This window comes from Caldifermentibacillus hisashii, from assembly GCF_039654145.1.
In the GTDB taxonomy this organism is placed as follows: domain Bacteria; phylum Bacillota; class Bacilli; order Bacillales; family Caldibacillaceae; genus Caldifermentibacillus; species Caldifermentibacillus hisashii.
In genome coordinates this window covers 1,422,256-1,447,377 of sequence record NZ_CP155467.1, presented here as the reverse complement: position 1 = coordinate 1,447,377, position 25,122 = coordinate 1,422,256, and the positions used below count along the sequence as shown (strand labels likewise).

The window sequence follows — 25,122 nt, the reverse complement described above, 5'->3', positions numbered from 1 at the left end:
TTAATCCTGCCAAGCGGGAAATTAAATACGGTCTCAAAATCATTATCTTTAGTTGGCTTTTATTATAATATCGTTATTCTGGTGAACATGTCATCTATTTTTTAGTATTTTTTTCTAGTAAAATACTTTAACAAACCCTGTCTTCTTTCTAAACCGTAAAAAGTTTAAGCAAGAAAATTTGTCAAGAAGAGGAATTTAAAGAATCATAGTAAAATTTTTCTATTCAATATATAATAGTTTCATAAAGGGAAATAATTTTTCACAGGGGAAAATTGGTACTATACTGGTCAATTTTTTCATGATTCTATTTCATTACACATTGGTTTAGGAAAATTCTTGTTTCTTCATACACGTAGCTGCAAAAACTTGATTCATTTGAGTATCCATCTTGAATTCCTTATAAATGTTGCTATTTATTTAGTTCATTGAAAAAATGCATTCGAATCGTTATCATCACCTCCGAAAAAAATTATCTAAAACTTGTAATCATACTAAAATACAACTTAGAAAGGATAATTGAAAATGAAGATGACAATTGGAAAAAAACTGTTTGCTGGATTTTTTGCGGTTTTATTTTTATTAGGAATAACAGTAGGAGTTAGTTATTATCAAATCAATACCGTTGATAAAAATTATACAGACTTAATTAATGATAAAGCGAACAAGCTCATTATGATAAAAAGTTTGGACATACAAATAAAAAAAGAGCAGTCTAGTTTACGCGGTTATTTACTTTTAGGAGATGAAACTTCCTTAAACAATTTTAAAAAGGCACATGAAAGTTATTTAAATACGAGTAAAAGTTTGAGTGATGTCATTACTCACAAAAAAGCAAAGAAATTTTTAAGTGAGTTAAATCAAATTGAAGATGAATATTATCAATTCAGTAAAAAGGTATTTCAACTAAAAGAACAAAATAAAACCGATGAATATACGACTCTGATATCTACAGAAGGCCGAAAGATAGTGGAAAATTTCGATAAAAAGATAGAAGAATTTACAGATTATCAACAAAAATTATTAGACAAAGGAAATAATGATACTACTACTGAAGTAAAATATATCATTCGATTAATGCTGATTTTAGGTTTCATTGCCATGTTAACCGGTATTTTCATTGCCATCTATATGGGTCGGATTATTTCAAAGCCGGTAAAAATCGTAGCACAATCTGCTAAAAAAATTGCATCAGGAGACCTCACCGTAGAAGATATTAAGGTGAAAAACCGAGATGAAATTGGCGATTTAGCAGCTTCGTTTAATCAAATGGAGAAAAGTCTCCGTGAAATGATAAAAAAAGTCGAAAAAAATGCTGAACAAGTGGCTGCATCGGCGGAAGAACTAACAGCCAGTGCAGAACAAACGAGCAAAGCAGTTGAACATGTAGCGGAATCTACGCAGGAAGTTGCCGCCGGGATGGATAAACAAGTGCAAAATGTGGAAGAAACTTCACAAACGATTAACGAAATGTCTGTTGGAATTCAACAAATTGCAAGTAATGCTCAAATTGTATCCTCCAGTGCGATGGATGCATCAGAAAAAGCGTCTGAGGGAGGTCGTTTATTAAAAACGGCTGTAAGACAGATGCATACAATTAATCAAACCGTAGATGGATTATCTAATGTTGTTGGTGAACTGGGAGAACGTTCAAAAGAAATAAATCAAATCATTGCAGTGATTACCGATATTGCTTCTCAAACAAATTTGTTGGCATTAAATGCGGCAATTGAGGCAGCAAGAGCCGGTGAGCACGGCCGGGGGTTTGCTGTCGTTGCTGAAGAAGTGCGGAAACTGGCAGAACAATCTGCACAATCAGCAAAGCAAATTTACCAATTAATATCTACAATTCAGGAAGAAACTAATTTAACCGTTCAATCAATGGATGCTGCAAAAGGGGAAGTATTGTCGGGAATTGATGTTGTGAACACTGCCGGAAATTCCTTTACACAAATTGAGCGCTCGATTAATAATGTTACTGTCCAAATTCAAGAAGTATCATCAGCTGTTCAACAAATGGCCGCAAGTTCGGAACAAATTGTACAATCAATGAAAATGATTACTCAAATATCCGAATCATCTTCTGCTCAAACAATGGCAGTTTCTTCCGCTACAGAGGAACAATTGGCATCAATGGAAGAAATCACATCAGCAGCAAACTCGCTAACAAAAATGGCTGAAGCGTTACAATCGCTCATTGAAAAATTTAAAATTTAAGGGACATGTTCATTGTCCCTTTTTTAATGACCCAAATGAAGTTGTCCCAAGATGTCCCTTTGAAATCCGGAAAGGGATTTGGTAAAATTAATATTATTTTTGTATAATATTTTGTTTGAGGTGGACTGTTTGAAGCAATTAACAAAAAAGGAAATACTATTTTTCGGTTTTACATTGTTTTCAATGCTTTTTGGCGCAGGAAATTTAATATTTCCCGCCTATTTGGGAAATGCGGCGGGTGACAACGTTTGGCAAGCGGTCACCGGTTTTATTATTTCCGATGCCGGGTTAGCCATATTAGGGTTTATTGCAATAGCCAATGCCGGAACGTCTGATATTTTAGCAAATAGAGTTCATTCAACCTTTGCCTTTCTTTTTCCATTGGCAATCTATTTAGCGATTGGACCGGGATTAGCGATTCCACGTGCAGGAAGTCTTGCTTATGAAATGGGGATCAAACCTTTTTTACCTCATACTGGTGCCGCAGCATCTGTAGGACTATTGGTTTTTACCATTATTTTTTTCAGCATCGTTTTTTGGTTTGCCAAATCACCGTCAAAACTGGTTGATCGTGTAGGGAAAATATTAACCCCGATTTTACTCATATTAATTTTTACCGTCTTTGTCAAATCTTTATTTATGGACGCAGTACCATTGAAAAATGCTGTCTCTCCTTACAAAGAAAATCCGGTAATAAGAGGATTTTTGGATGGTTACCAAACGATGGATGGACTTTGTGCATTTATTTACGGAATTATTTTTACAAACCTTTTCACTGTCAAAAAAATTACAAATCGTTCCTTGCAAATAAAATATTTAATTTCGTTCGGACTTATTTCGGGGCCACTGAAAAAGTCAATCTGAAAATTCGAAATAATTATATGTATAATAAATTGAAAAAAATACCCCCAATATTTGGTATAATAAAGTTATACTACAAACCAAAACCAAACTGGGGGTATCTATCATGCTTAAAGAAAAAGATAATCAATTAAGCATCTATTCCATATTATACGATAAAATTCCTGAAAATCATACACTTAAATTATTAAGAGATGAAGTAGATTTTAGTTTTATCAATAAAATGCTTGAAAAAACTTACTGTAAAGAATATGGAAGGCCAGCAAAAGAGCCCGAACTTATGGTTAAAATCTTGGTGTTACAAAAACTCTATGACTTATCTGATGAGAAAGTTATAGAAAATTGCTCATTAAACCTTGCATATATGTATTTTTTAGGAATCAATCCGGAAGACGACCTCCCTCACCCAAGTCTTTTGACAAAATTTCGTAAAAGTAGATTAGAAGGCAATCTCACCATAGATGAAATTATTATTGAAATCATAAACCAATGCATTGAAAAAGGAATTTTACAAAAGGTTTCTGGTATAACGATTGATTCCACTCATACAGAAGCCAACACCAAAAAATATAGACCGGAACGAGTCATGAAACAATTAGCGAAAAAAATCTTTAAAACGGTTAAAGAAGAAAACGGAGAAATACCAAGTGAAATCAACCAAGAAATCCCTGATTATAAAGAAATAGAAAACCATGATGAAGCTAGAAAAACAATGAAGTCCTATCTTGAAGAAACGGTATCAAAGGTAGAAGAACTAGTTGAACTAGAGAAAGCACCTGAAACAAAAGCACTCGTTAATAATGCGAAAGAAATTTTAGCAGACCCGAAGTTTATAGAGCAAAGAGGGGTACGATCGATTGTCGACCAAGAAGCGAGAATAGGGTATAAAAGCAAAAATGATCCTTTCTTTGGTTATAAAACGGAATTTATGATGACAACAGAAGATCGAATAATTACAGCTGTACATACTGGTAATGGAGCTTATGTGGATGGCACGAAGTTTGATGAATTATTAGAGTTAACCAAGAAAACGAGAATAAAAATACCAGAAGTGTACGGTGATAAAGCCTATTTTAAAAAGCCAATCTTAGACAAAATCTCTGAACTTAAAGCAAAGGCATACATCCCTGTAAGTGAAGCTGCATATCGCATAGACGAAGAAAGATTCAGTTATAACAAAGATTCTGACGAGTGGTTCTGTAGTCAAGGAAACAAAACAATCAAAAAGAAACACTACATAAGAAAATGTGGAAAAGAAACGTATAATTACTATTTTGACAGAGAACAATGTAGAAATTGCCCAATGCGAGAAGTTTGCATAACCGGAAAAACAGTCGGGAAAGTATTAGGGATCGGAATCAACACCCCAGAATTTTATGAGTATAGTCAACAACAGAAATCGGAGGGATTTAAAGAGAAGTATAAAAAAAGAGCATGCCAAGAAGGGAAAAATGGCGAAATGAAGAATTTCCACGGGTTAGATCGTGCCAAATGGTACGGTCTAAAAAGCATGGGCTTACAAGCCAAGCTCACAGCCTTGGCAGTAAATTTAAAGAGGATAGCCGCCATACTATCCTCTAAAAAGGCGAATTATATCCAAACATTTGTCATTTTTACTAATTTCTATGGTAAAGAGTACCATTTACAGAAAATTCATCTAAATTCTATTGTAAAAAATACCATTTACAGAAAATTTCTTACACTACACAGCAAATTTTACATAAAAAAAATGGCTTTTTTCAGTGGTCACTTATTTCCGGTGTCCTTTTATCCATTTGTTATATTATCATAGCTTATTTGGGTACAAAAGCGATAATTCCGGGAACAGTTGATCATGGAGCCGTCGTATTATCAATCGTAATGACTCAATTGTTAGGGAATGGTGGAACAGTTCTATTAGCTGTGCTATTTTCTGTCGCTTGTTTAAGTGTTTGTATCGGGTTAGTTACATCATGCGCGCAATATTTTACAACTGTGTTTTCAAAAATATCTTACATTCAATGGGTTTTGCTTTTATGTGTGGCAAGCGGTGTTGTCGCAAATCTCGGTTTATCACAAATTTTGAAAGTATCCGTACCGATTCTCGGATTTTTATATCCGATTGCGATTACCTTAATGATTTTAGGTATTTTACATTCGTGGCTACCTTCCTATTCCCGGCCGGTTTACGTGATAACGATAATCATGGTCGGATTATTTAGCTTGTTGGAAATAATCAATTCGACCATATTTAATGGTGAATTTAACCCATATTTATTATGGATTCCATTGCAAACGGACGGATTTGGCTGGATTACCATTGGCGGGATTGGATTCGTCTTAGGGAGTATTGCCGGCAAAATATTACCGAACACCGGGCATACAAACACAGCTTGAAAAATTCGCAAAACTCGTGATGATAGATTAAAGATTGGCTAATGGAAGTGGTGTGGGTATAGGCTGAGGCCACTGAATAACGCATGTGCAATATATTAGGCTAAATCACTATCAACAACAAAGACTAGTTTTGTTGTCTGGAAAGTATTGCACTCTTTCAGTGGCAAAGGACAAGTTCATCGTCCCCTTTTTGATCTATTTACACTTTTTTAGTAGCCTCGGACAGGTTCATCGTCGCTTTCTTATAACCATCGGCTCACCTGTCCCCTTATGCCCCGGTAATTTCTTCGGCATTTCGATTTATCTCATCAATAATCCCAATAATTTTTCTTGCATCATCCATATTATCCTTGAACAATTCAACAATACTGCCGACAGATCTGAACGGTTCTTGCCGCAATACATTCTTATCAAGTGTTCCGTTTTTAATGACATAATCAACAATATGTTTAACAAAACGAATTTGGTTCAGATTTAACCGCTCTTCGGATAGAAATTCTGAAAATGCGGCATTGGCTGCTTGCGGATCTAAGCCGACAATTTGCCGAACAAGTTTAGTAATCGGTGTATCACCATAATCCTTTTCATAATCCTCCCGTGTTCCAAGTTCTTTCCAAAGAATATCTTCCAGGATTTTTACATCTTGACTTGTTAGCGGTTTATTATGGTTCAACTTGTAAATCGCCATTTGGTCCTTATGTTGGATTAGATAATGTTCTACTTTCTTTCGGTAACTTTGCAGGTCATTAACATGGAACATTGGACCATTTTCTTTAACTTCAATCACTTCATCTTGGAAGTTTGTATAATAAATTTTTTGTTTGTCTCTTTCAATAAACTTAATTAAGTCTCTTAGTGCTTCCCGGACTTCATCCAATTCAAATATATCAGCACTTTCCCAGAATTCCTCCGTTAACACTTTTTCGATAATATGCTTTTGTTCCATCACTTGTGGAATCGTACCAAGTTGGGAAAGAGCCTCCGCTGTTTGAATCACACTTCGAATCGGTTTCGTTGCGTTTTTCGTTTGCAATTTCGCCAATTCAATCGTATACATCAATAAATCGAACCGTTTTGCAAATTCATCCTCTTGAATTGGAACAATAATTGGTGAAATATGCTCTTTAACTTCATTCGTATCAACAACAGATAACGTCACCCAATTTTCCTTGTTTTTAAATTTCTCCACAAATTGAAGGTGCTGGCGGACACGGAAATTTTCACTATCCAGAGCAAGGACATCTCTTGTTACTTCTTTGACTAATTCCTTACGATGATTGATATATTCTTCTGTTTGATAATCGATTCCTTGCAATTCACGAATGATATCCACTTTGGCATTAAATAGTTTTTCTGTCAGGCTCTTCCCGATTTGCGTGTCCATTCCCTTTGGATTTTCCCGAAAAAACTCGAAGTTCCCGCAATAATCAAAGATAAGGAAATGGGTTTTGTCCTGGCCAATTCCGAGTAAATCCGGACAAAGTCGAGTACCGCGTCCAATCATTTGCCAAAACTTTGATTTTGACCGAACCTTTTTAAAAAATACGAGATTTACAACTTCCGGAATGTCCACTCCGGTATCAAGCATATCGACGGAAACAGCAATTTGCGGTAGCTTGTTTCTTTCTGAAAAATCGTCTATTAATGTTTGAACATATTTAACACTATAATCGATGACTCTGGCAAAATCCCCTTTATATTCAGGAAATAATGCATCAAATCGTTTGACAATTCTTTCAGCATGGATATGGTTCTTCGCAAAAATAATTGTTTTACCTAACTTGTCGCCGCCTTCTACCTTGATACCTTTTTCCGTCAAGTCTTGCAGAACCATATCGATCGTATGGTCGTTAAACAGCCATTCATTTAAAGCAGAACTGTCTATATCTTCTCTGAAATCGCCATCATCAAAGGTTTCTTCATATTTTTCCTTTTCTTCTTCGGACAAATCATCATAATGAATGCCCTCTTCCAAAAACTTAGTCTTTGTTTCAATGGTTCGATAATCAACTAAATAGCCGTCTTTCACAGCTTGATCCAATTCATAAGCGAATGTCGGAACCCCATTTTCCATTCCAAATACTTCATACGTATTTTTATCAATTTCATCTTTCGGGGTTGCCGTTAAACCGAGTAAAATCCCGTCAAAGTAATCGAAAATACTGCGATATTTTTTATAAATGCTACGGTGCGACTCGTCAATAATAATCAGATCAAAATGACCGACTGTAAACAATTTTTTCCCGTCTTTTCTTTTTGCATCGTCAATTGCATTCATCATTGTCGGATAAGTTGAGAAGACCATCCGGCTTTCTTCCGGGTTATCCTTGTTATCAAGTAGATTGCATAAGGTTAAACTCGGGAGTAAGTTGTTAAAACTTCTGTATGCCTGATTCAGTAATGTTTTTCGGTCTGCCAAAAACAGGATATTTTTTACCCAATTACGGCGTGTCAGGACATCGACAATGGATATGGCTGTTCTTGTTTTTCCGCTTCCTGTCGCCATTACAAGGAGCGCTTTTCTTTGGTTTCGGCTTAATGCGTCACAAACCGCTAAAATCGCCTCTTTTTGATAGTAACGATTACTGATGTTGTCATTAATTTCGATATTTGTTAGTGGATGTTTCATTTGGCGCCGTTCCATTAACAGGCTTAGTTCTTCTTTATTGTAGAAACCGGATACTTTCCTTGGCGGATAAGGATCATGCCAAATATACGTTTCAAAGCCATTTGTGTAAAAAATCACAGGGCGAGTACCGGACATTTTTTCAATACAATCCGCATACAATTTTGCTTGTTGCCGGCCTATTTTCGGATCTTTTGAGGTTCTTTTTGCCTCCACGACAGCAAGCGGTTTTCCATTATCACCAAATAATACATAGTCGACAAAACCCTTCCCTTCATTGTTTGGCATGCCAACAACCGGATATTCGCGAACGATATCTTTATGAAACTCCCAACCTGCTAATTTCAAGTCTAAATCAATATATTTCAGCCTTGTTCCAAATTCATCTAACTCATCCACTTGGAAATGATAGTCTTCTGTATTGCGTTCCCGTTTTTCCGTTACTCTTTTACGAAGATGTTCATTTTCTTTAGAGCCTTTGCCAAAATGCTGTATCTCCTGAAGCAGTAGGCAGTCAGACAATTAAAGATCGTGGATTTATTCCACTATAGAAAAAGGTATTTGCACGAATATTATGACAAGTATAAAAGAAAAAATGGTGAGTTTTAATTTCAGTGGATAAATTCGCTTATTATCAATATCTGAATTTTTCCATTTCAGTCGGTTTTAGACGAGTTTTAATAGATTAGGCTACTCATTCCCCTGGTAAATATTGTAAAATGGAAAAACATAATTATTTTTGAAAAAAAAGTGCCATGAAAGTCACTCCTTTGGTAAGATATAAGTACTACCCAATATCCAGTATCCAAGGAGTGATTTCATGACTACTTCTATTCTAACACAAACCAGAGATTTATCAATACAACAAAATTTGATTCCCCACAATTGGCAAGACTATGCCGATATACCCTTTGTCATTCCGGCCATGTGTTTTCCATGGGAGATTTTTAAACCGGTTGAACGAGATTACTACACCTTTTTATATTTGCACCTAAAAAAGGAAAGAGCACATGATCATTTTAATGAAATACAACCAGCACTATTTTCAATACCGGAGGAAGAAGATAAGTCTACGTCTTCCTTATTTCATTCCTCTCCTGCCGGGAGAAAACCGCATCCTTTCATGCCCTTTTTTCGTGCTTTTGAACTGGCCTCTTTACAATATATTGAAGTGATGGTTGAAAGTGTCTATTTACAAGTGAAATCAAACCCGCTATTTGCCGCCATGTGTGGATTTACGGAGAAAATTCCGAGCTACCGTTCCTTTGCTCGCTTTGATCAAATCATGACAACAAATGATCTTTGGGAAAAAGCCCGGCTATTGGTGGTTGAATATAATAAAAGGGAAGGCGTGGTTGAAACTTTTGAGAAAGCAGTCGCCGTGGATACATCACATATAGAGGCAGAAGCAACGTTGAATAAAACAAGGAAGACGTGTTCTTGCAAAGGTGATTGCGATTGCCCCAGAATCCTTACAGATGATAACGCAGGGGTGATGCGTAAAAGCAATGCAGTCTCCTATATTGCGCATAAATTATCAATGGTATGCGGGGTGAAATCCGGCTTGCCTTTGACGCGGGAAGTATTCAAAGGAAATACACCTGATGGGAAAACATTAGAAACGACATTGGAGACGTTTAAGGCGGAGCACCCCGAGATGGCTGAGCAGTTGGACTTTATCTTGGCAGATGGAATCTACCAAACGCCGGAAAATCAAAAAGTGACAAAGGACGTATTACAGGCGAAATTGGTGGCACCCATCAACCCACGGAACCGTAAAGATAAACCAACTTCCGCCCGGGGAATTGAAAAAATCAATCGGTACGGCACCCCCATCTGTATCAGTGAACATAAAATGGACCTTAGAGGATCTGATCGGGAAAAGGGGCAATATATTTACACTTGTCCTGTATTTCATCCAAATGCTAGGCAAGAAGGACTCACCTGCCCGCTGTCGAATCACGTGGAATGTTGTAATGGGGCAGCACAAGGAAGAGTATTTCGGCTGGACTTTGATCAAGCGCCTCAAGTAGACGTCGAGTTGCCCCAACATGGGCGGAAATTTAAAGTGTTATATAGTGCCAGAACGATCATCGAACGAATCTTTGGCATTCTAAAAGACGGATATAGTCTCCGTCGTGTTCACAAGCGTGGAAAACAGGCAGTTGAAGCGCATGTGGATCGTTGCATGATATCTATGCATATCATGGCAAATATGGCGTATCATCAGACAGGAAAGGCCAATTGTGGATGGACACGCCATCGACTGAATTAAGTTATTCACAGGTGGATATGTGAATAAGTCAAATGCAGCGTCTCCTTTCCACAAAGGGCAGTGAAAAAAACCCATTTTGTGAAGGCAGGATACGTATGCCCTTTTTTGGAGAAAAATAGCCATTTTATTTTTATTAAATTTAAAAATCTGGAAGAAAAGGCAAAAAACGAGATAATTAATTTTCCAGAGCCTCGCTCAAGGGTATATTTTTTATTTTGGCAGAGGCTCTTAATAATTTCTTCCAGTTTTCGGTCTTTAGCACTTAATTGTTCATATAAATCTTGTAATTCTTTTGGGCGTACCGGTTTCTCTTCTCCAACCGGGAGCAAGGATTCATCAAATTCACCGGCCGTAAATTCATCGGAGTAGCAATAGTCAATCCAGGCAATAAATTGGAACAGATGATGAAGCGACAAAACCGCTTCATCCCGGGTAACCGGCGCATTCGTATGGACTGCTTGATTGCCGAGCTTTACGACATACTTCATGAGCGGCAATAAGTCTTCATCAATAATGCCTAAAAAATTCGGATCGTGAATGAGACTAGAAAGATTATCTTGGTATGGCACTTTTACCGCACTGTCAAAACTATACACCCACTTTACCGCTAGCTCCAACGCACGCCGGGACTGAATCGCACTGACAGCCGGGCTAACAACTAACCCTTTCTCTGCCTCAAAACAAGCATTGGTAAAATTTCGATACTGTTTTTTGTTTTTTAGAAAGCTAAAGTTTGACACGTATACACCTCCCTTTAATTAAAGGCTAGAAACCTAGAAACTTTTTTTCGGTAAATGATTCACCTTTGAATGCTTTTTGCATTAACGAACTAAATAGATTTTCAAGTTCTCCAATGCTTTCCTGCATTAACCATTTCTGTTTTTCTATTTGACTTACTTTGTTCGCAAATTGTTCCTGTAAACCTAGAGGGGGTGTAATAATCGGAAAATTTTCTATTTGTTTTTTTGTTATTGCTTCTCTTGTTGCCCCTCCACTTGTAGATATTTTTAATAAATAATTTTGATAGATTTTATTTGTAAACATATAGCTTAGAAAAATAGGATTAATCAAATGTTTGATTACTCTAATTATAGATACATGCTGATTGACTCTAGCAGGTAAAACATCGTCAGGAACAATACAACTTCTTGCCACTGAAGCACCAGTAATATTAAGTAATATGTCATCTTTACTAACAGTAACATTTTTTAGCTTTTCTGCTTGTTCTTCATCTATAAAAGCTAAATCAATGTAATTAAATTTATTATTGTAAACATTCATGCTTCTAATCAAACTAATACCTTGTTGCTTATAACTTGCATTTCCACCTTTTGGAGTTGCTCCTGAACCAATCTTGGTAGTAACATCTTTACAAATAGCTAATTTCCAACCTTTTGGATTTGTAATTGGATCCCCAAACATCTCCAAAAATACACTTTGTGTTAATTGGTCTAATGATTCGATTTGGGCTTTGCGTCTTTCTACCAATGACTGTGCTTTATCTAATATTTTTGAAATAAACACCTGTTCTTCAAAAGAAGGCATAGGAATTAACAAATTTTCAAGTGCCTTTCTTGATATATGTGGATAGTAGCACCCGTACAAGTATCTCTTAAATATTGGAATTTAGATTGCAAAAATTTCCCTACAAAAGGTATATAAATATTTTTGGTTTTTGCTTCCAAAACTGCCAATGTACTTCCTATAGCTCCTTCTAAACCGTAAGAAACCGTTCCAGCATTTGCCCCATCCCAAGCAATAATTATACTTTCACTGTTAGCATATACGTAATTATCATCGGGAAAGCAATATTTTACACTTCTGTCATCCCTCAAATCTTCAATCTGGATATACCTTACTTTATTAGGACAAGATTCATCAACTGGTTCAACTTTCTTACCTTTTTTTATCTCAAATATTTCTTTTAACTTTATCTTTTTCATCTAACTAACTCCTAATTAGTTCTTTTAATTCTTTTATTCCCAGTATAATTTCCTGTTCATATTCTTCTATTTTTTTAAGAATAACTCCCGGAGCTTCATACTCCACTTCTTCATACTCGATTTCTTTATATTTATTAATCGACAGGTCGTAGTCGTTTTCCCGCAACTCATCTACCGGTACGAAGAAGGATTGTTCGGTCCGTTTACGTTCTTTTTCCGCTTCAAGATTATTGAACCTTGCAATGATATCCGGTATGTCGTTGTCTTCAATCGGGGTGCGTTTGTCGTCCAATGAAAATCCGTCTGCTTTCATATCATAGAACCAAACATTATCCGTCCCACCTGCACCGGTCTTTGTAAAAATCATAACAGCTGTAGATACACCTGCATACGGTTTAAAGACCCCGCTTGGCATGGAAATAATGGCTTCCAGTTTATGATTATCAATAATCTCTTTCCGAATTTGTTTATGTGCATTCGAACTACCGAACAACACACCATCCGGGACAATAACCGCTGCCCGACCACCCGGTTTTAAGATCCGAATAAATAAGGATAAGAATAATAATTCCGTTTTCTTTGTTTTGGCGATTTTCAACAAGTCATTCGAAACCGCATCATAATCCAATGACCCTTTAAATGGCGGATTTGCCAAAACCATTGTATATTTTTCTTTATCTTTATTAATCTCGGAAAGTGAATCCCGATAGTCAATGTTCGGATTGTCAACCCCATGAAGCATCATGTTCATCGCACCAATCCGAAGCATCGTCCGATCCATATCATTGCCGTAAAACATCTTATTGTGAAAATGTTCTTTTAAGCCTTGGACAAGAAATAAGTCATTATGATGTTTACGTAAATATTCACTGGCTGCCACTAAAAATCCGGCCGAACCCATGGCCGGGTCGATGATGATGTCTTCCGGCGTTGGTTTCATTAGTTCCACCATCATTTTTATAATGTGTCTTGGTGTCCGGAATTGTCCGTTTGTGCCGGCTGTGGCGATTTTTGAAAGAAGATACTCGTATAAATCTCCTTGTACATCACGGTCTTTCAAGGGTAAATTATCAATTCCGTCGACAATTTTTGCCAGCATATTCGCCGTTGGAATTAAAAACATCGCATCACTCATATACTTGGAATAAGCTGAATCCTCTTTGCCATGTAGGCTTTTAATAAAAGGAAACACCTCATCCGATACAACCCGATACATTTCTTCCGGTGAACCAAGCTGTTTGAAACGATGCCAGCGCAAATGCTGTTTATCTTCGGGAAAAATTCCCTCAAAAGGAATCCCGAGAACTTCCGCTTCCTTTTCTTTTGTCGTTTCTGTTTCGTCTAAGCCTTTTATAAATAAAAGATAGGTAAATTGTTCGATGACGGTTAACGGATTTGTAATGCCGCCCGTCCAGAACGTTTCCCATAATTTATCAACTTTATTTTTCAATTCACCTGTAATCATTACTACCTCCAAAATCCCTATCAAAGTTCAATTTTGATTCTATTGTACCATTTTTCAATAAAATTTTTTATCATGTTCCACTTCATTGATATCATTTTTTAAAAATTTTTCTAGCCCGGCAAAATTAATTGACGTCTTCATTTTTTCAATGTCGAAAAATTTTTATGGAAACAAACGTTCTTATTGTGTATAATATAATTAATAATTCAAATTTATCAAAGGATGGGGTAAAATAATGGGAGAAGTACTTGTTCTGGAGAAAAGGGTGATCTATTCACCCGGAACTGATTATGACGCACTTTGGAAGAAAATTATCAGTGAACTGTTTGAGGAATTTATTTTATTCTTTGCACCGGATTTGTATGAGGCCATTGATTTTGGAAAAGGAATTGTCTTTCTCGAACAGGAACTGCACAAAGTCATCATCAAGCATAAAAAAGGGAAGAAAATCGCAGACAAAATTGTAAAGGTTTCCTTGAAAAACGGGGAAGAAAAGTATGTGTTTATTCACATTGAAATTCAAGGAAAAAAGGATCCAGATTTTTCTAAACGAATGTTTACTTATTTTTATCGTTTGTTTGATCGCTTCCAAGAAAATATTTATTCCATTGCCATTTTGACCGATTTGTCTAAATCAAACAATCCGCAGCCGTTCCAATATTCCTTTTACGGCACTGAGCTTATGTATCGCTTCAATACTTATAAGTTTAATGAAGAGGATATTCCTTCTTTGAAAAAATCTACGAACCCTTTCGCCATTGCAGTATTGGCAGGCATTTACCTACTTCAAACGGAGAAGAACTATCACAAACGATATGAAGTAAAGAAAAAATTATTAAAAGACTTTATCTTAACCAACACAAATCTTAAATCTATTTATGCGGAAGCTCTTTTCTACTTCATTGACTATTTACTGTATCTTCCTCATGAGCTGACAAAACAATTAACGAAAGACTTATCGATTAACATTGAAAAGGAGGCAAAACATATGCTGTATTCTGAAAAAATTAAAGAAGCACCTACACTTGCTGAATATTTTAAAACTGTGAGGGAAGAAGGATTTGAAAAAGGAATTGAAAAAGGATTGGAAATGGGAATTGAAAAAGGAATCCAAGAAGGAATCGAAAAAGGGAAAATGGAAGAAAAAAGGAATTTAGCAGCTGAGTTGTTGCGGGAAGGTTTTTCAGTTGAAAAAGTGGCAAAAATGGTGAAGCTAAGCCTTGATGAAGTGAAAGAAATAGGAAAAAATTCGTGAATGATTTTAGCCAAGAACTCGGGTTATCTCCTCATATTAAGAATTGCTTACGTATCGGTTAAAAAAACTTCCTAGACTGCCTATCCGTAATAAAACTTGCATATAGTCAAAGGCAGTCTATCCCTGCAAATAACTTGACAGAAATAACCCGCTCCTTCCCACTTCAACAAATGAACAATCATTACTTAACTAGGGACTAAATCGAATATGAATCTTTTATTACTCAAAAAGTTGATATACGGAGGTCTCTCCATCAATGGACTTTGCAATTTCAAATGCTTCTTGCTGATGCTTTTTGTTGTTAATCATCTCGTACATTAATCTAATTACAAACATTAATGCTGAATTACCATCAATATAATCGATTGGTGCTATGTAAGAATGACAGCCACATTTAAGAAATGCTTTTGCTAATTTTTCTTCCCCTAACGTACAACCAGTTGCAATCACTTTTATATTTTTTAAATTTGAATGTCGTTTTACATCAAGATAAGTAAAAAACTTTCCTCTAGGTTCATCAGGCTCATAAACATCTTCACCCAGTTCAGGCATACACAGTCTCCCTTCATAACCATGGAATGCCAAAATTAAATAATCACACCTCTGGTCCAACTCTTTACCGGATAAAACATCTACTAAATCATTTGGTCTCCCAATCCAATGTACTGTAACCCTTGCCCCAAAATATTCAAGCGTTGAACGGATAGCGAATGCTTCCATATCACAATTGGGTCCAACAACTAATGTAATATATAACTCCGGTCTACTCATTAACCTAACTCCTTTTTTCATTTTATCTACTTTTATAATTTTCTTCACTACTAGACAGTGAGCACTTGACTACTCATTATCTCTCAATACTTGATATTACTTGCCAAAGTTAAAGCGATTCCAAAACTTTATAATGAAACTTTCCCGTAATAAGTAAATTCACATCTTTACCGGAAACTTCCTATTAACTAAAAACTCATTGATTGCTTTTGCATATTCTCCCGGTTGTTCACGATTTAATTCATGACCCCCATTAGGAATAATTTTTAAGCTTGATTGATTCATTATTTTTGATAGTTGTTTTGAGGCTGAAAGATTTATCCGATCTTTTGAACCACATATAATCAATGAGGGGATCGTAACCTTACTAAGTTCATCTTTCAATTTCAGATATCTTAATGAATGAACTAATTCAATGATTTGTCTTTTTGTAATATTCATATTTCGATAACTTCTTTCTGGCATTAATCGGAAAATCAAATCTTGAATTGTTAAAAGAATTTTATTAGGAGACTCAAACTGTGCAGCTGAAACGATTATTCCTTTTAATAGTGGTTTTTTACGAATTGCTTGTTGTAGGACTAGAACACTGCCTAGAGATAATCCACAAAGAATGTAGGGTTCATTCAAATCATCTAAAACAGCAGAAACATTTTTGTTTAGGATATTTAAATTAACTGAATCTGTATTAGAAATACCTGAAAATAATGAAATGGGTAAGGTATTAGCTGTTGGGAGCTCATCTATAACATCTCGCCAGTCCTCAGTAGACTGACCCAATCAGTGAAGAAAAATCAATTTCATATCAGCGAACCCTCCTAAATGGAAACCGGGAAATAAACGTTTGTTATTTAGTATAAATTACCTTTTTGTTATATTCCATATATTTAGTAAAAAAGAAACGCAAATATTGAGTAGCTTTAATGGCTAGTGGTGCTAACCCAATTCCAATGACAAAAAGAAGACAACTAAGGATTGTTTGAATCATATCAAATTTTTGTATGCCCATTAAGTTTACTCCCAGCAAAATAATTGGAGCTGACACAAACGAAACAACAATAGTCCAAAAAGAAAACCATACTGCAACTAATGCTGTGGCAATTCCTAGAAATAGGACAAGATTAAACAAGATGACCCCAATCAAAGCAAAATAATTAATTTTTCCCATAAATATTCCCCCATTTATATAATCTGTATAAATTTAAATTTTAGAGGATCATTCAATACTTGCCTCTGAAAATTCCTCAAGATTGCCAAAGCACTCTCAAATGATTAGCACCCAAAAAAGTTTTTTGAAAGATTTACACTAAATAAAGAAATAACCATATAAAAAATATTGTACTTTTAGTGTATGTCTTTTAAACATCTTGGGTGCTAACTAGTAGTTTTATATAAATTTAATAGATAAAATCATCTGACTTTTGCAGTAAAAACCAACCGTTTATATCCATTTTTATACTCAAGGGCAATTTTTTAGTGCCTGTTTTTCTAAATCCCGGCTATTCGTTTAATTTCTCTATACTCCCTTCTTTTTAAAAGTTTTTAAATTTTGAACCATAATAAGGAAAAATTATTCTTCAATTCTTGTTAACTTCACTTCAACTTTAAATCGATCCGGATTTTTTTCCAAAACTGCGATGAACCGTTTTAAGTCTTGAAAGATAACAAATCCTTCTGTTTCGTTTTCATAATTCATCGTAAAGGATTCCGGCTTATCATTATTTTCCCCATTTCCTGATACATCCGGTTCAGATATCTTTTCTGTTTCTGCAACGGCAACTTGGTTATTTGAAGATAAAAGTGTATTAATCAACGTCTTCATTTCCTTAAACTCACTCATCAGTTGTTCAACACGTTCATCCCCTGCATTTCCAACTTGTTCTTGTTTGGATTCCTCAACAGCCGGAGTAAGAACTTGTATATTCCCTTGTGCTTTATCTTTCTTATATTCATCTATCCACCCGTTTTTGAGGGCTAATTTTTTCAGATTGTGTTTAAAATTATGAACGGCAGAATCTCGTTTCCCCCAAATTTTTGCAAGCGATTGAGCATTCCACTTTTCTGTATATTCGGATATAAGAAACCATTGATCTTTTTTTGGAAGCTTTTTTAAATCATTAAATGGAATTACTTGTTTTGGGTCAGCGTCCGGTCTTGAGTTTGGAAATGTCCGTTTCTTCTTCATTTCCTTTTTCTCAAGTCCTAAGTCTGCCAACAATTGATGGTATACCTCTTCTTCAACACCTAATGATTCTATGATTTCACTCTCTGAATAGGTCTCCCTCCATTTCGTTAGAATTTCCGTTTGTCGTTCTTTCGGATGAGTTTTTAAATCTTCGTAGGTCATTAAACTTGTAAACATATTGTACACCTTTACCTTTCCTGATTTTTTATATTTCTTTTTTTCTTTCCCTCTTAATAAGTCACTGGCAAAATAGATTTTCCTATTCCATGTTTGACTCCTTTTCCCCTTTTCGCATATGCCCCATAAGAACTAATCTTCTTTTCTTGAATTTCTGCATAATATGTTTGTTTTATGTCATTATACACATTTGGCACCGGTATCCTCCTTAGGATAATTTGAAAATCTCTTTGCATTTCATATTCTTTCTAAATTTAACGTTACAGATTTGGGCTATTATTAGGGAATTTTTTGTTATTTTTAAGCACCTTTGTACTATTTTTATTGTCTTAATCTTCAGGGACGATTTCTCTTCCTACCAGTTGTTTGAGGTACATAAAAGCATTTTTGATTTTTACATGATATTCCAATTTACCTACTTATTTCTTTAAGATATCTACTAATCAATGGAAATCTTTCTATATTATACTAGATCTCATGTGTATTATCTACATTGAATGAAAATTTCGCCACTACTTCATATAAACTTTTTAGGTTGTCATATTTAAAACCATCTATGAAATGGTGAGGATAGTTTTATATCTCTATTAATTTTTTGTACTAGATAGAAAGATAAAAACAAATGCAAACATTCATTTTATATCGTATAATTATATAAAATGTCCCAGGGGGGGAATTTTATGGTTATTGAACATTTAAGACCAATCTTTTATGTTATTCTCTTATTTTCCATTATAATAATGCTTACAGTTATTATAAAGAAAAAATCAGTACATAATCTAATAATTACTTTTTATATTGTCACATTCTCAATATTTGCAATTATCTTATCGGGAATTACACTATTTCAATCCGGTATGATTGCAGATGAAACTGGAAATGCAGGAGACGAAATTAGTTTTTATTTATTCATCGCAGTTGTAATCATAAATGTAGTGAATATTGCTTTAAGTTTTTTAAAGAAAACTCGGCGACTGCCGAGCCTTTAGGTGAGTGCAGAGCCGTAGTTCAGCGAAAAAACATTTTCGCTTGCGAGGTAATGCTACCGAAGTCTTTCAGTGCACTTATGCGTTAGGAAAGTAGAAATTCAAAAATTTATACTTTCCTATTAGCTAAGAAAAAATGTCAAAAAAAATTAGGTAGATAACTAACCGGATGAAAATAAGAAGTGGAATCAGTCGGCCTAGAACGAAGCAAGTGAAATAATTATATACATCTTTCTGCCTCTATTGCTTAAATGAGGAATAAAAAGGAAGTCTTTTTGCCACCCTAATTTTGTGAAATATTAAAAACTTGTGAGGATTTTGCTGCTGCTTGACGGAATAAAGCCTCATGATTGATTATGGGTATCAACTTTTGAAATAATATAAGTGCCTATACTCTATTGAAAGGTTGGAGATATGAATGAAAGTATTTTTAATCGGTGCCAACGGTCAAGTGGGCAGACATATCGTAAATTTATTGCAGATGAGCAATGAACATTCAATAAAGGCAATGGTGCGTAATGAACAGCAGGCTGAAACCTTTAAACAATCAGGGGTGGATTCCGTCGTAGCCAATTTAGAAAGCAATGTGGATGATCTTGCAAAGGCAATGGAAGGCTGCGATGCTGTTATTTTCTCAGCGGGTTCCGGCAGTAAAACAGGTCCGGATAAAACATTGCTTGTTGACTTGGATGGTGCGGTAAAATCGATGGAAGCGGCAGAAAAAGTTGGAGCAAATCGTTATGTAATGGTCAGTGCCATCCAAGCGCATAACCGGGAAAGTTGGATAGACAGTCCAATTAAACCCTATATGGTTGCCAAACACTATGCAGACCGAATGCTCGTTTCAAGTTCGTTGAATTATACAATTGTACGCCCGGGTGCATTGCTCAACGAACCGGGTACAGGGAAGGTACAGCTTGCGGAAAATCTCCAAAGAGGGGCAATCCCCCGAGAAGATGTAGCCAAAACAGTAGTCGCTGTTTTAAACGAAGACAGCACGTTCCGCCGTTCATTTGATATTATATCAGGAGATACAACGATTGAAGAAGCTTTAAAAAATTTGTAGCTGTGAAAAAGAGAGCATCCTACTCAAAAACTTGGAAAATATTGCATTGTTCGCTTATACTGGATTAAAATCAGGAACATTGTTCCTGATTTTAATCGATATACCCTTTATCTTTTAACATACGATATGCTTCTTCTTGCTTTTCTTCTTTTATTTGATATTCAAGTGTGCTATCTACAATTTTGGCACATCTCCCACCAAATGGTTTTAAGATTTCCTTTATTTCTTTTATATTTGCAGCAGAACTTTTTAGCGGATAATTTACCTTCATCCATTAACACCTCCTAAGATTCATTATAATGAATTGAGATAAGTTTTACGGAAAAATATTTGAGCAAAAATTGAACTTATAAAGAAAACTCGGCGACTGCCGAGCCTTAAGGCGATGGCAGAGCCGTAGTTGCACTTATGCGTTAGGAAAGTAGAAATTGAAAAATTTATACTTTCCTATTAGCTAAAGAAAACGAACCCTTATTGGATTCGTTTTCTCTCAAATTCTTTTTATCATTTTTCTAGGCCTAAATGAGCTTACCACTCAGCTTTTGTACCATCGTAGTTTTTCCAGTTAGGATTTGTCCAATAAAGACCTTCAGCAGATACTTCTTTTACCTTGTCTTCATCAATTTCAAGTCCCAAACCTGGTTTTGTCGGGATATCAACATAACCATCTTTGTATTGGAAAATCTCTTTGTTCTTTACAAAGTCGAGCAAGTCAAAGCCTTTATTGTAATGAATTCCCAGTGATTGTTCTTGAATGAATACGTTCGGGCTGCAAACATCTATTTGTAAAGTGGCAGCTAATGCAATTGGGCCATATGGTGCATGGGGTGCCGCGGCAATATCATACGCTTCGGCCATCGCAATAATTTTTCTAGTTTCTAAAATACCGCCCGCTAAGGCAACATCAGGTTGAATAATATCAATAACACCGCTGTTTAGGATATTTTTGAAGCCCCAGCGTGTATATAATCTCTCACCGGTTGCAAGCGGAGTGGATACATGTTTTGCCACTTCGACAAAACCTTCTTCGTTCTCAGGTAGAACAACTTCTTCCAGAAACATCGGGCGATATGGTTCCAATTCTTTTGCCAAAATTTTTGCCATTGGTTTATGAACACGACCATGGAAGTCGACACCGATATTTAAGTCGTTTCCAAATGTATCTCTTAAAGAAGCGACTCTTTCTACAACTGCATCAATTTTTTTAAAAGAATCAATATAGTGTAATTCTTCAGTTGCATTCATTTTAATGGAGTCAAAGCCTCGGGTCACACGATCTTGTGCATCTTTTACTACATCAGCCGGGCGATCCCCGCCGATCCACGAATATACTTTAATTCTATCTCTGGCAGATCCGCCAAGTAACTCATAAATTGGTGCATTGTAGTATTTTCCTTTAATATCCCAGAGCGCCATTTCAATACCGGAAATAATCGTCATGTTAATTGGGCCGCCTCTGAAAAATACCCGATAAAGTTCTTGCCAAATTTTTTCAATTTCTAAAGGATTGCGTCCAATAATTCTATCAGCCATTTCATAGGCACCGGCTACTACTGTACGGGTTTTTGTACCGGATACCATTTCACCCCAGCCCTCAATCCCTTCATCAGTAGAAATTTTTATAAAAATCCATCTTGGTTTTACTTCATATACTTGAATACTGCTAATTTTCATGTTGATGACTCCTATCTATTGTTTTTTTCTATGAGGTAAGATTTGAGCACTAGTATTTGTCGATTCGCTTTATCAGATGATATGGGATATCAGTTCTTTTAGCGAATAGACCAGCTTAGCAAAAATTCCTCATTCGAACCATCCTCTACTATTAAATAAGTACAGGACGACTGATAAGTGACATATATTTGAGTGCCGCTTACTTAATCTTTGTATCGACTAAGCAAGCGGAAAAGCCACCCTGATATACCTAGTTAAGCTATGTTTTTGTTTTCCTCAAAATTTCTGAATTTCTTTACTTTTTCAATATAGAACCAAACAGCTCCGATTACGATAAGTAGGACCGGCACCCAAATGATTGGATGATGAATAAATGCTTCAAAGACTAGGAAGCTGACTGTTAAGCTTGTTGCGGCAAATGAGGTGATTAGACCACCGCCACCTACATCCAGACCGACAGAAGCTGCAAGTTCTGTTAAGACTGGAGAAGTAATCGTCCCTCCATAAAGAACGGCTGACATGACAACTAATCCAATTAAAATACTTCTAAACAAGTTCCCTCTTGCAATCGCTACGACCATTGCTATACGGAAGGTAACAACAGCTAAGTCCGCAAAAGGAAGAACGCGGTTTCCGGGTAATAATGTTGCCAAAACAATTGTTAACGGAATAACAACAAGGGATGTCGTAATAACGGACGAGTTACCAACAATAACTGCTGCATCCAAACCAATTAAAAGCTTCTTCCCTTTAAATTTCTCTTGAGTGAATTTTTGTGCTGCTTCAGAAATTGGCATTAATCCTTCTGCGAATAAAGAAATCATTTTTGGAATTAAAACGAGTACCGCCGCCATTTCAACTGCAATACGCATAATATCTGCCACTGGATATTTTGCCAAGAAACCGATAATCCCACCAAGAAACAAACCAATCATCATTGGTTCACCAAAAATACCAAGATATTTTTGCGCATCTTTTAAAGAGAAATCAATTTTATTCAGACCCGGAATACGGTCAATGATCGCATTCAGTGGTGCTGCAATAATAACTGATGATAGAGCTGACACGGTTGGTAGAGAAACCCCCGGTAAGCCGAAAAACTTCTCAACAAGTGGTGCTGTCCAGTCAGACAATTTAAATGTAATAACAGCCATAACAATAGTTGATAGTAGAGCTAACCATATGTTGTGTGTTACAAAGTAGACCATGATCCCAACAATTGCCATATGATGATAGTTCCAAATATCAACGTCCAGCGTATCCGTTCGATTTAACACTAAAAGAAGAATGTTTACAGCTAATATTGCAAATATTAGTATGGCAATAATTGGAGAAGCCCATGTAACCGCTGCAATTGAACCCCAGCCTACATCAAGAATGTCTAACTTAATTCCCCAGTTTTTAACCATCGCTTGTGATGCGCTTCCAAGGCTTCCTTTTAATAAGTTAATAACTAAGTTAATACCGGCAAAACCTATAGCAACGGTTAAACCTGATCGGAACGCTTTCGCAAAGCTCAACCTGAAAATCATACCAAATATTGTAATAATAATTGGTAACATAACAACTGCACCGGCATCTTGGATTGTTCTAAAAAAGTTTACAAGGAAATCCATAGTCAAACTCCTTTTTATTTAGATTTTTTCCGATATTCATACTTTAGAAAAAGAATAATGCCTTTAATTACCAATTATTCATATGAGAATAATTGGTAGTTATGTTAAAATGATTCTACTAAAGCATTTTCATTTATAGCTTTTTTATTAATTCACGGATTAATTATTTAATTTATCAATGATTTCTTGAATGGTTTTGTCAACACCAACCCCGGTTAGGAAAGTGATTCCGCTAATAACAGGCGTATTTACTTTCCCACCGAACACACCTGTAGTCACAACTAAGTCGAAGTTATCAGCCTTAGATTCAACTTCCATTAATTTACATTGAGTAATCTCAACAGGAATACCAGCGTTTTCACAAGCTTCCCTAATTTTGATACCCGCTACTGTCGAAGTAGCAACACCATTCCCACAAGCAACTAAGATTTTTTTCATGTCAATTTCCTCCTATATTTTAAAAAAATTATGAATTAAAGTAGATACTGTGTTATAATCGATTTCACCCGGTCCATGTTTTCAGAATGTGTTAAAATGTCTTCCAAAACATCTTGTTTCTGAATAAATGAAATGACTTTTTGGAGCATTTCAATATGACCATGAGGTTGACTTAAAGCTAGCATGATGACAATTCTTACATCGATTTTTGAAGAAGGATCATCCATTCGAGCAAACTTTACAGGATTGTCCAAGATCGCTACGACAATCGCGTCTTCAATCACATGTTTTGTATCTGTATGGGGAATGGCAACATTGATATTTTCCGTATAAAGTCCTGTTGGTGTTGCAGCTTCCCTTTCCAAAATTGCATCTTTATAAGTATTTTTTACATAACCTTGTTCATAAAGTTGGTTAGCCAAAATTGAAAGTAATTCATTTTGTTCAGGCTGTCCATCTATTTTTAATATTAATGATTCATTAAAATGTAATACATTACTCATTTTCACGGTATTTAGTATACCTCTCCTCCTAACTTAATAATTTTTTTTGAAATAGTGAAAGGGACTCTTTTAGACCTAGTTCGTTTTGATTTAAAATATCTTCCTTATTAAAAATCCCAGATCCTATCCCAACATAGGAGGCACCTGCTTTAAAATACTCTGCAGCATTATCACCATTAATGCCACCTACTACCATGAGCGGCAATTTACCTAATGGAGCTTGAACATCAGAAATGAATTTGCTCCCAAGTCTGGCAGCAGGGAAAATTTTTACGATATCTGCCCCATCTTGAAACGATTGATAAATTTCTGTAGGTGTAAAAGCACTGGGAACCGTGATGATTTGCCACTCTTTACAATATTGTAAAGTTTCTTTTGACATCATGATCGGTGAAAGTAAAAACTTTGCACCTGCTTCAATTGATTTTACGGCACCTTCATAATTCAAAACCGTTCCAGCCCCAACCATCATTCGATGACCAAACGCTTGACTTATTTTTTCGATTGTATTAAATACATCTGGAGAATTTAGTGTAATTTCAACTGCTGTTTCGATTTCACTTTCGGCAAGGACCTTTACTACTGAACGAACTTGCTCATAGGTGTATCCCCTTAAGATAACGGTCACTTTGGGGAAATTACGAATATCCATGTTTAACCTCCTAAAAAGGAACGTTTTTCAACCGTGTTA

22 protein-coding genes and 2 pseudogenes are annotated in these 25,122 nt (G+C 35.7%); 8 read left to right on the top strand and 16 right to left on the bottom strand.

The window, feature by feature from the left end; genetic code table 11:
- The first annotated feature begins 522 nt into the window (after positions 1-522).
- The 4 genes and pseudogenes from NSQ14_RS06825 to NSQ14_RS06810 all read left to right on the top strand — a co-directional run bounded on the left by NSQ14_RS06825 (position 523) and on the right by NSQ14_RS06810 (position 5,451).
- Positions 523-2,214: a methyl-accepting chemotaxis protein gene (locus NSQ14_RS06825; RefSeq protein WP_346207190.1), complete on the top strand. Its 1,692-nt coding sequence runs from the start codon at positions 523-525 to the stop codon at positions 2,212-2,214.
- Between the two features lie 129 nt (positions 2,215-2,343).
- Complete coding sequence (locus NSQ14_RS06820; protein WP_346217025.1) at positions 2,344-3,078, top strand: branched-chain amino acid transport system II carrier protein; 735 nt, start codon at positions 2,344-2,346, stop codon at positions 3,076-3,078.
- Positions 3,079-3,181: 103 nt separating this feature from the next.
- Positions 3,182-4,690, top strand: a pseudogene (locus NSQ14_RS06815) (IS1182 family transposase); the annotation flags it as partial.
- Between the two features lie 182 nt (positions 4,691-4,872).
- On the top strand, positions 4,873-5,451 hold the full coding sequence (locus NSQ14_RS06810; RefSeq protein ID WP_346217024.1) for a branched-chain amino acid transport system II carrier protein: 579 nt from the start codon (positions 4,873-4,875) through the stop codon (positions 5,449-5,451).
- A 268-nt stretch (positions 5,452-5,719) separates the two neighbouring features.
- Here NSQ14_RS06810 and NSQ14_RS06805 read toward each other — a convergent pair whose 3' ends face one another.
- A complete protein-coding gene (locus NSQ14_RS06805; protein ID WP_346217023.1) occupies positions 5,720-8,599 on the bottom strand; it encodes a DEAD/DEAH box helicase family protein in 2,880 nt (959 codons plus the stop codon).
- Between the two features lie 298 nt (positions 8,600-8,897).
- Here NSQ14_RS06805 and NSQ14_RS06800 point away from each other — a divergent pair, with 298 nt between their 5' ends.
- Positions 8,898-10,352 carry a transposase gene (locus tag NSQ14_RS06800; RefSeq protein WP_041845943.1) on the top strand — a complete coding sequence of 485 codons (1,455 nt, stop codon included), beginning with the start codon at positions 8,898-8,900 and terminating at the stop codon, positions 10,350-10,352.
- A gap of 227 nt (positions 10,353-10,579) precedes the next feature.
- Here the strand turns inward: NSQ14_RS06800 and NSQ14_RS06795 are convergent.
- From NSQ14_RS06795 to NSQ14_RS06780, 4 genes and pseudogenes are all read right to left on the bottom strand, one after another.
- Positions 10,580-11,092: pseudogene (locus tag NSQ14_RS06795) on the bottom strand (DUF4145 domain-containing protein); the annotation flags it as partial.
- Between the two features lie 25 nt (positions 11,093-11,117).
- Entirely contained in the window at positions 11,118-11,909 is a 792-nt protein-coding gene (locus NSQ14_RS06790; RefSeq protein WP_346217022.1) for a restriction endonuclease subunit S, read from the bottom strand.
- Positions 11,903-12,295, bottom strand: a complete 393-nt coding sequence (locus NSQ14_RS06785) for a restriction endonuclease subunit S (RefSeq protein ID WP_346217021.1) — start codon at positions 12,293-12,295, stop codon at positions 11,903-11,905. Before NSQ14_RS06785 ends, NSQ14_RS06790 begins: the two co-directional genes overlap by 7 nt.
- A gap of 4 nt (positions 12,296-12,299) precedes the next feature.
- The gene (locus NSQ14_RS06780; protein WP_346207187.1) at positions 12,300-13,760 is read right to left on the bottom strand and encodes a class I SAM-dependent DNA methyltransferase; all 1,461 of its coding nucleotides are present in this window, start codon (positions 13,758-13,760) and stop codon (positions 12,300-12,302) included.
- Between the two features lie 235 nt (positions 13,761-13,995).
- On the opposite strand from NSQ14_RS06780, the gene NSQ14_RS06775 reads away from it, so the two are divergent.
- A complete protein-coding gene (locus NSQ14_RS06775) occupies positions 13,996-15,015 on the top strand; it encodes a hypothetical protein (RefSeq protein WP_346217020.1) in 1,020 nt (339 codons plus the stop codon).
- 219 nt (positions 15,016-15,234) lie between these two features.
- Here the strand turns inward: NSQ14_RS06775 and NSQ14_RS06770 are convergent, their stop codons facing one another.
- From NSQ14_RS06770 to NSQ14_RS06750, 5 genes are all read right to left on the bottom strand, one after another.
- Positions 15,235-15,786: a delta-aminolevulinic acid dehydratase gene (locus NSQ14_RS06770; protein ID WP_227092433.1), complete on the bottom strand. Its 552-nt coding sequence runs from the start codon at positions 15,784-15,786 to the stop codon at positions 15,235-15,237.
- Positions 15,787-15,945: 159 nt separating this feature from the next.
- Positions 15,946-16,566, bottom strand: a complete 621-nt coding sequence (locus NSQ14_RS06765; RefSeq protein ID WP_346217019.1) for an alpha/beta hydrolase — start codon at positions 16,564-16,566, stop codon at positions 15,946-15,948.
- A 67-nt stretch (positions 16,567-16,633) separates the two neighbouring features.
- Positions 16,634-16,954 (bottom strand): HAAS domain-containing protein, encoded by a 321-nt coding sequence (locus tag NSQ14_RS06760; RefSeq protein ID WP_346217018.1) that lies wholly within the window; start codon positions 16,952-16,954, stop codon positions 16,634-16,636.
- 402 nt (positions 16,955-17,356) lie between these two features.
- Positions 17,357-18,148 carry a hypothetical protein gene (locus NSQ14_RS06755; protein WP_328185934.1) on the bottom strand — a complete coding sequence of 264 codons (792 nt, stop codon included), beginning with the start codon at positions 18,146-18,148 and terminating at the stop codon, positions 17,357-17,359.
- A 53-nt stretch (positions 18,149-18,201) separates the two neighbouring features.
- Entirely contained in the window at positions 18,202-18,345 is a 144-nt protein-coding gene (locus tag NSQ14_RS06750; protein WP_251241896.1) for a hypothetical protein, read from the bottom strand.
- A gap of 483 nt (positions 18,346-18,828) precedes the next feature.
- Between NSQ14_RS06750 and NSQ14_RS06745 the strand changes: the two genes are divergently transcribed.
- Together NSQ14_RS06745 and NSQ14_RS06740 are read left to right on the top strand one after the other, a co-directional pair.
- On the top strand, positions 18,829-19,137 hold the full coding sequence (locus NSQ14_RS06745; RefSeq protein WP_034769355.1) for a hypothetical protein: 309 nt from the start codon (positions 18,829-18,831) through the stop codon (positions 19,135-19,137).
- Positions 19,138-19,552: 415 nt separating this feature from the next.
- Positions 19,553-20,200 (top strand): SDR family oxidoreductase, encoded by a 648-nt coding sequence (locus NSQ14_RS06740; protein WP_034769354.1) that lies wholly within the window; start codon positions 19,553-19,555, stop codon positions 20,198-20,200.
- Positions 20,201-20,291: 91 nt separating this feature from the next.
- On the opposite strand, the gene NSQ14_RS06735 is transcribed toward NSQ14_RS06740, so the two are convergent.
- The 6 genes from NSQ14_RS06735 to NSQ14_RS06710 all read right to left on the bottom strand — a co-directional run bounded on the left by NSQ14_RS06735 (position 20,292) and on the right by NSQ14_RS06710 (position 25,083).
- Positions 20,292-20,471: a hypothetical protein gene (locus NSQ14_RS06735; RefSeq protein ID WP_034769352.1), complete on the bottom strand. Its 180-nt coding sequence runs from the start codon at positions 20,469-20,471 to the stop codon at positions 20,292-20,294.
- A 257-nt stretch (positions 20,472-20,728) separates the two neighbouring features.
- Positions 20,729-21,874: a galactonate dehydratase gene (gene dgoD, locus NSQ14_RS06730; protein ID WP_251245585.1), complete on the bottom strand. Its 1,146-nt coding sequence runs from the start codon at positions 21,872-21,874 to the stop codon at positions 20,729-20,731.
- A gap of 254 nt (positions 21,875-22,128) precedes the next feature.
- On the bottom strand, positions 22,129-23,490 hold the full coding sequence (locus NSQ14_RS06725) for a PTS galactitol transporter subunit IIC (protein ID WP_095141967.1): 1,362 nt from the start codon (positions 23,488-23,490) through the stop codon (positions 22,129-22,131).
- A gap of 159 nt (positions 23,491-23,649) precedes the next feature.
- Positions 23,650-23,928 (bottom strand): PTS sugar transporter subunit IIB, encoded by a 279-nt coding sequence (locus tag NSQ14_RS06720; protein ID WP_095141968.1) that lies wholly within the window; start codon positions 23,926-23,928, stop codon positions 23,650-23,652.
- 35 nt (positions 23,929-23,963) lie between these two features.
- Positions 23,964-24,431, bottom strand: a complete 468-nt coding sequence (locus NSQ14_RS06715; protein WP_340496954.1) for a PTS sugar transporter subunit IIA — start codon at positions 24,429-24,431, stop codon at positions 23,964-23,966.
- A 28-nt stretch (positions 24,432-24,459) separates the two neighbouring features.
- Complete coding sequence (locus NSQ14_RS06710) at positions 24,460-25,083, bottom strand: bifunctional 4-hydroxy-2-oxoglutarate aldolase/2-dehydro-3-deoxy-phosphogluconate aldolase (RefSeq protein WP_346217017.1); 624 nt, start codon at positions 25,081-25,083, stop codon at positions 24,460-24,462.
- Positions 25,084-25,122 lie beyond the last annotated feature (39 nt).

Excerpts from the sequence above, each read along its gene's own strand:
- NSQ14_RS06770 (WP_227092433.1), bottom strand. The coding sequence starts at position 15,786 with ATGAGTAGACCGGAGTTATATATTACATTAGTTGTTGGACCCAATTGT.
- NSQ14_RS06755 (WP_328185934.1), bottom strand. The coding sequence starts at position 18,148 with ATGTTTACAAGTTTAATGACCTACGAAGATTTAAAAACTCATCCGAAA.
- NSQ14_RS06785 (WP_346217021.1), bottom strand. The coding sequence starts at position 12,295 with ATGAAAAAGATAAAGTTAAAAGAAATATTTGAGATAAAAAAAGGTAAG.
- NSQ14_RS06740 (WP_034769354.1), top strand. The coding sequence starts at position 19,553 with ATGAAAGTATTTTTAATCGGTGCCAACGGTCAAGTGGGCAGACATATC.
- NSQ14_RS06710 (WP_346217017.1), bottom strand. The coding sequence starts at position 25,083 with ATGGATATTCGTAATTTCCCCAAAGTGACCGTTATCTTAAGGGGATAC.
- NSQ14_RS06760 (WP_346217018.1), bottom strand. The coding sequence starts at position 16,954 with ATGGGAAAAATTAATTATTTTGCTTTGATTGGGGTCATCTTGTTTAAT.
- dgoD (WP_251245585.1), bottom strand. The coding sequence starts at position 21,874 with ATGAAAATTAGCAGTATTCAAGTATATGAAGTAAAACCAAGATGGATT.
- NSQ14_RS06735 (WP_034769352.1), bottom strand. The coding sequence starts at position 20,471 with ATGAAGGTAAATTATCCGCTAAAAAGTTCTGCTGCAAATATAAAAGAA.
- NSQ14_RS06720 (WP_095141968.1), bottom strand. The coding sequence starts at position 23,928 with ATGAAAAAAATCTTAGTTGCTTGTGGGAATGGTGTTGCTACTTCGACA.
- NSQ14_RS06715 (WP_340496954.1), bottom strand. The coding sequence starts at position 24,431 with ATGAGTAATGTATTACATTTTAATGAATCATTAATATTAAAAATAGAT.
- NSQ14_RS06725 (WP_095141967.1), bottom strand. The coding sequence starts at position 23,490 with ATGGATTTCCTTGTAAACTTTTTTAGAACAATCCAAGATGCCGGTGCA.
- NSQ14_RS06800 (WP_041845943.1), top strand. The coding sequence starts at position 8,898 with ATGACTACTTCTATTCTAACACAAACCAGAGATTTATCAATACAACAA.
- NSQ14_RS06825 (WP_346207190.1), top strand. The coding sequence starts at position 523 with ATGAAGATGACAATTGGAAAAAAACTGTTTGCTGGATTTTTTGCGGTT.
- NSQ14_RS06775 (WP_346217020.1), top strand. The coding sequence starts at position 13,996 with ATGGGAGAAGTACTTGTTCTGGAGAAAAGGGTGATCTATTCACCCGGA.
- NSQ14_RS06780 (WP_346207187.1), bottom strand. The coding sequence starts at position 13,760 with ATGATTACAGGTGAATTGAAAAATAAAGTTGATAAATTATGGGAAACG.
- NSQ14_RS06745 (WP_034769355.1), top strand. The coding sequence starts at position 18,829 with ATGGTTATTGAACATTTAAGACCAATCTTTTATGTTATTCTCTTATTT.